Annotated in this window: 4 protein-coding genes; 1 reads left to right on the top strand and 3 read right to left on the bottom strand. The window is 30.4% G+C overall.

Annotated elements, in window-relative coordinates; translation table 11 throughout:
- Nucleotide 1 precedes the first annotated feature (1 nt).
- From RG571_RS11650 to RG571_RS11640, 3 genes are all read right to left on the bottom strand, one after another.
- Nucleotides 2–388, bottom strand: a complete 387-nt coding sequence (locus tag RG571_RS11650; protein ID WP_308947716.1) for a hypothetical protein — start codon at nucleotides 386–388, stop codon at nucleotides 2–4.
- A gap of 62 nt (nucleotides 389–450) precedes the next feature.
- Nucleotides 451–1,371, bottom strand: coding sequence for a 6-pyruvoyl-tetrahydropterin synthase-related protein (locus RG571_RS11645; protein ID WP_374990304.1), 921 nt, complete (start codon nucleotides 1,369–1,371; stop codon nucleotides 451–453).
- A gap of 250 nt (nucleotides 1,372–1,621) precedes the next feature.
- Nucleotides 1,622–3,310: a hypothetical protein gene (locus tag RG571_RS11640; protein WP_258430696.1), complete on the bottom strand. Its 1,689-nt coding sequence runs from the start codon at nucleotides 3,308–3,310 to the stop codon at nucleotides 1,622–1,624.
- A gap of 145 nt (nucleotides 3,311–3,455) precedes the next feature.
- Between RG571_RS11640 and RG571_RS11635 the strand changes: the two genes are divergently transcribed.
- Nucleotides 3,456–5,093, top strand: coding sequence for a membrane protein (locus tag RG571_RS11635; protein ID WP_002297448.1), 1,638 nt, complete (start codon nucleotides 3,456–3,458; stop codon nucleotides 5,091–5,093).
- The last annotated feature ends 66 nt before the right edge of the window (nucleotides 5,094–5,159 follow it).

Genomic DNA, 5,159 nt, shown 5'->3' with positions numbered 1-5,159 from the left:
TTTACCTTTTATGGAAAACTATTTTAAAAAATAAACATAAATATGCAGTTAATGTAACAAGATAAGAAATAATAGTCGTTACTGTATAATTTGTGCTTACTTTAATATCAGCAACTCCTTTGACTCCGCTTATTTGTACCAATCCATTAGCATTCACCTGCTCCTTTACAGGTTGATGATTTATTTCTACATTCGTTCCTAAATAAGCATATACAGGAAGTGTGATTACTTGGCTCTTCTCATTAGTTACTCTATATATGATAGAACTACCAGTTGTTTTATAAGGAAGGTTTACCCATTGACTGCCAATCTTTGCTTCGTGTTTTATTATATGCTCCTTATTCTCCAATGAAGCGATAGGAGAATAATCATATAAAAAATAATCCATTCCTTTAGTGGTATACGCCTCTACTGTTTCTTTGTTTACAACAATATGTCCCGGCTGAGAAATTATTTTTTGATTGAAATTTTTTTACTAGAAACAGTTAAAGTGATTAATAACAAAACAGTCATAAATAAATAAAATAGTTCTCTTGTCTTATTGTATCTTCTATTTTTGAAAAATATCATCGTTAATATCAGAGAAGAGAATATTATTTGCAAGCTTAAGATCCGCCAAGGAAATTGTAACAATTTGGCTGGCGTATTTTGCAGAAGATACCATGGCACCAAACTAGTTGTAGCTAGCCAAGTCAAACACGTACCATAATAAATCTTTTTTTCTATGTTTGTTAATTTTTTAAATAAAATCAGGGGAATACATAAAGATAACAGACCAACTAGTCCCATTGAGTAAGTAGTTAAGTCGTTGTTCATAGCTTCAGTCAGACTATCGAACACATTAGATGCATGAGCATATAAATTTGTCACGCTAGGTTTGTTGATTTTTTGGTAGAGCATTTGTTCAAACATCGGATACCAAAAAGCACTCGTCAGAACCAATGTCATTCCTGCCGCACTAAATAATTTTTTAAATATAGCAATAAAATCTGCATTCTTGAAACCTTTAGAAACCAACCAAATAAAAATAAAAATGATAATTAATGCTGTACTCATTAATGTTGATAGTACATGGCTGTACACTAGCAAACTCATACTCAATGCTAGCTTTACAGACGGATACTTTTCTTCTTTTCCAGAGATGATTTGATAAGCATAAAATAATACAGGGATAACAAGTGTTATTGCGATAGCTTCGGCAATTGCGGAACGATAGTAGATGTCTACTGTCCGATAAGCAGAGAAAATATAGAGACAACTAAATAAAAATGCCGCTTTTTTTTGTTTTAAAAACCGCTCGCCATAATGATAAGCTACGAGTGTTGTACATAAGTTCAATAACCAAACGTAAATAATATAGCTTACAATCAAATTTTTTGTCATCCAATATAACATTACAGCTGGAAAAAAAGTCAGAAAGGGATAAAAATAATTTACACCATATCCAGTATAATTGAATGTCTCATAATTAATCGGACTGGTAAAAATAGTCGATAACCCCTTGATTCGAGATAAGTGAAAAGAAAGATCTCCAGTGGTATAAATACTCTGTGTATTTTTGAAAAAGATGAAAGAATATATACTACTAACTATAATTAATCCACTCAATATTACTACTTTTTTATTTATTTTCATTCTTCTTGTTTATCTCCTTTTTAGTCACATATCGGGAATCTTTCAACTTATTAGGTGCAAATCGTTTAAAACTTGAATACACCACTAAACAATAAGTCAGAATACTGATCCATAAAGCCATGAGAGCAGTTGGAGTATATTTTGTTGTAATTTCTATCTTATTTTCTCCAGCATTTACATTCACATTTACTAAGCCATGTTTTTTATAAGAGTCATTTACGACTTTACCGTTTACTTTTACCTGTGTACCTAAATAAGCATATACTGGTACTGTCACTTTTTGCTTTTTGTTGCTTGCCACTGTGTAAGTAATGTTATTATCTGCAGCTTTATACTTCCCTTTTTCCCACGATTCTCCTACTTTTACTTCATGTTTTTCTAAGTGAGACCTTTCTTTTATCGCTTCTGTTGGGGCGTAATCGTATAATCCTCCCATATCTGATGTTGTATAACGTGGGAGTGTTTCTTCATTGATAACAATATGACCGTGTTTTGATTGGATAACTTTTGCGTAATTTTCTTTTGCTGCTATAGACGTGACGAGTAGAAACACCACAGTAGCGCCAATGATTAACCATGAATATTTTTTATTCATAGTCTTTTTCATAAAAACAAGCGTTATGATCATTGAAGAAAAAAAGATTTGGATACCTAAGATACGCCAAGGAAACTGGAGCAAGCTTATCGGTGTTTTTTGAAACAAAAACCATGGAAATAAATTAGTTACGCATACCCATGTAGAAACTACGCCAACATAGATGATTTTTTCTTTTTTCTCCATTTCTTTCAGTATGAATAAAGGAAAAATCAACGCAACCAATCCTAATAACCCCATAGTGTATGTTGTAATATCGTTATTTAACGCTTGAATGATACTATCTGAAATAGAAAGTGCTTCTAGCTGCAAATCTGTTTTGAAGGGACTGTGTATTTCTTGATAATTCATCTGCTGCAACATAGGATACCAAAAATAGCTAGTTAATGCACAAGTCAAAAAAACAGCCTTTACTAAATTCACGACCACAAATTTTATATCGTTTTTTATTTGCTTGCTTAAAAACAAACGAACTATAATCATACAAGCAATCAATGCACTACACAATAGTGTAGTTAAGACATGAGTATACACAAGTAAACTTATACTGACAGATAAAGCGATGACTTTTTTTTCTCTATTGAATATCAATCCATAAGCATAATATAAAACAGCTGGGATAATCGTAAGAGCGATTGCTTCTGCAATTGCGGATCGATAATAGATATCAACTGTTCGATAAGTTGCAAAAGTATATAAACAACTAAATAAAAAAGCAGCATCTATCTTTTTAAAAAACTTTTCTCCATAATAAAAACTAATCAGAATCGTACAAATATTTAATAACCAAATATATAGAACATAACTTAATATTAAGTTATTTGAAATTCCATAAAAAACGACTGCAGGAATTATTGTAAGAAAAGGATAAAAATAGTTCAGTCCATCTCCATAATTGTTAAATGTTGTATAGTTGATTGGCCCTTCAAAAATAGAAGATAACCCTTTGATTCGTGAAAGATGAAAAGATAAATCACCTGTTGTATAAATTTCTTGAGCATTTCTCATAAAATTTACTGAATATAAAGTACTAAGTAAGATAAGAACTACTAAAAGAAATGCTTTTTTACTTATTTTCATAGATTTGTTGTTCTCCTTTTTTAATTCTATTTTCAGTATACTAGAATTGTCTTTTTTTAATAAGCTTTGCGTTAAATTTTTCATAGCACTAGTATGATATACTAGAAAAGAATCAATTTTTATTACTTTTAAATAGGAGAAAAAAATGAAAAAAAACAAAAACCAAATAATAGATATCATTTTTATGTTATTTCTAAGTTTTGCTTACGTCATCCCTCTATTCATGTCTAAGGGAATCTATCATAGTGTCAATCAGGATACTTACTTTCATTTATCTCGAATCATAGGACTAGATAATGTATGGAGTTCTCCAGTAAACTTCAATAACTTCGATCATCATGGAACAATGATGAATATTTTTTATCCATGGCTTACTCTTTATCCAGCTTTTTTATTTTATAAAATGATGGGAAATCTTGTTTTAGGTTATAATATCTACTATTTTTTTATCACTTTTTTAACAATGGTCGTTTCTTATTTTTCTATGAAACAAATAAAAAACAATCGTTATATTTCGCTGTTATTTTCGATTATTTATACATTTTCCGCCTATCGTGCCATTGACATATTCCATCGTGCTTCATTGGGAGAAGCTGTCGCTTTAACATTTTTGCCTTTGATACTAATGGGGTGTTACGAAATTTATATTAGAGATTACCAAAAATGGTACTGGTTGTCTATTGGCATGACGCTAGTAGTGTATACTCATTTACTTTCTGTCGCTATGGTTTCTGTATTTATTGGAGGAACGTTGTTTCTTTCTTTTTATTTTTGGGACCAAAAAATCGCTAGACTCTTAAGTCTTTTAAAAGCTACCGCCCTCACCTTTTTTTTAAGTGCGGGATTCTTAATTCCTTTTATTCAACAATCTAGAGCACAAGAATTGAAAGTCCCACTGGGAAAAGAATTAAGTGGTATGGCTCCTAGTGATATGCTGACACATATTTTAAATAATAACTATAACAACTATACTATTGGATTATTCTTATTTCTCGGATTGATTGGTGCTTTTATTTTTATAAAAAAATTAACTGCTGATGATTTATTTATTTTCTTTCTTGGTGTATTTGTTCTTTTTTGTTCAACCAATTTATTTCCTTGGCAACTTTTTAACCATACACCAGTTAAGAGTCTACAATTTGTCTGGCGGTTAAATGGTTTTTCTTCTTTATTTATAGCCTATACGATGAGTATAGTGATCTATTATATTTTTTCTACTAAAAATAATTCATGGAAAATAATGGTCTTTACGTTTCTTGCACTAATATTGCATCTCTCAGGAGTAAGCAATTCTATCCATGCTAACAAAGATTCATTAACACTTATAGCACCTGAAGACGCTGTTGCTATAGCTGAAAATTACAATCATACTGATTATGCAAACAAAGAGTCAATCTATCATCCTGATATGATTAATAATGATCAATATTTACTAGGTAACCAGGAAATAAATCCAACAACTCATTTTATGAGTAACAAACTTACAATTGAATTAGATAATTCGAATAATAAAAATACTGTCTTGACGACACCTATTTATCGTTATAAAGGGCAAGTGGCTTCTATTAATGGCAAACTAGTACAAACAAAATTATCTAAGTTTGGCACAACTGAATTAACTATTCCTCCAGGTATAAATAAAGTCGTTATTACTTATCAGTACACAAAACTAGCAATTGCTTCAAGATATTTATCTATCGTTACTTTGATTTTATTTTTACTTTATCGATTTACTTTTTCTAAACAAAAACAACCGAGAAGAGAAGTACAACATTCTCACTAGATTTTTATTTAAGAAAGACTTTTTAGCTGTACACATAAACAGGCTAAAAAGTCTTTTTTTATATTT

The sequence above is a fragment of the Enterococcus sp. FR204 genome (genome assembly GCF_031143325.1).
Classification (GTDB): domain Bacteria; phylum Bacillota; class Bacilli; order Lactobacillales; family Enterococcaceae; genus Enterococcus_B; species Enterococcus_B faecium.
This window is presented reverse-complemented; position numbering and strand designations above follow the sequence as displayed.

What these genes read in the sequence shown, in the direction of transcription:
- RG571_RS11650 (WP_308947716.1), bottom strand. Translation starts at nt 388, where the DNA reads ATGGATTATTTTTTATATGATTATTCTCCTATCGCTTCATTGGAGAAT.
- RG571_RS11640 (WP_258430696.1), bottom strand. Translation starts at nt 3,310, where the DNA reads ATGAAAATAAGTAAAAAAGCATTTCTTTTAGTAGTTCTTATCTTACTT.
- RG571_RS11635 (WP_002297448.1), top strand. Translation starts at nt 3,456, where the DNA reads ATGAAAAAAAACAAAAACCAAATAATAGATATCATTTTTATGTTATTT.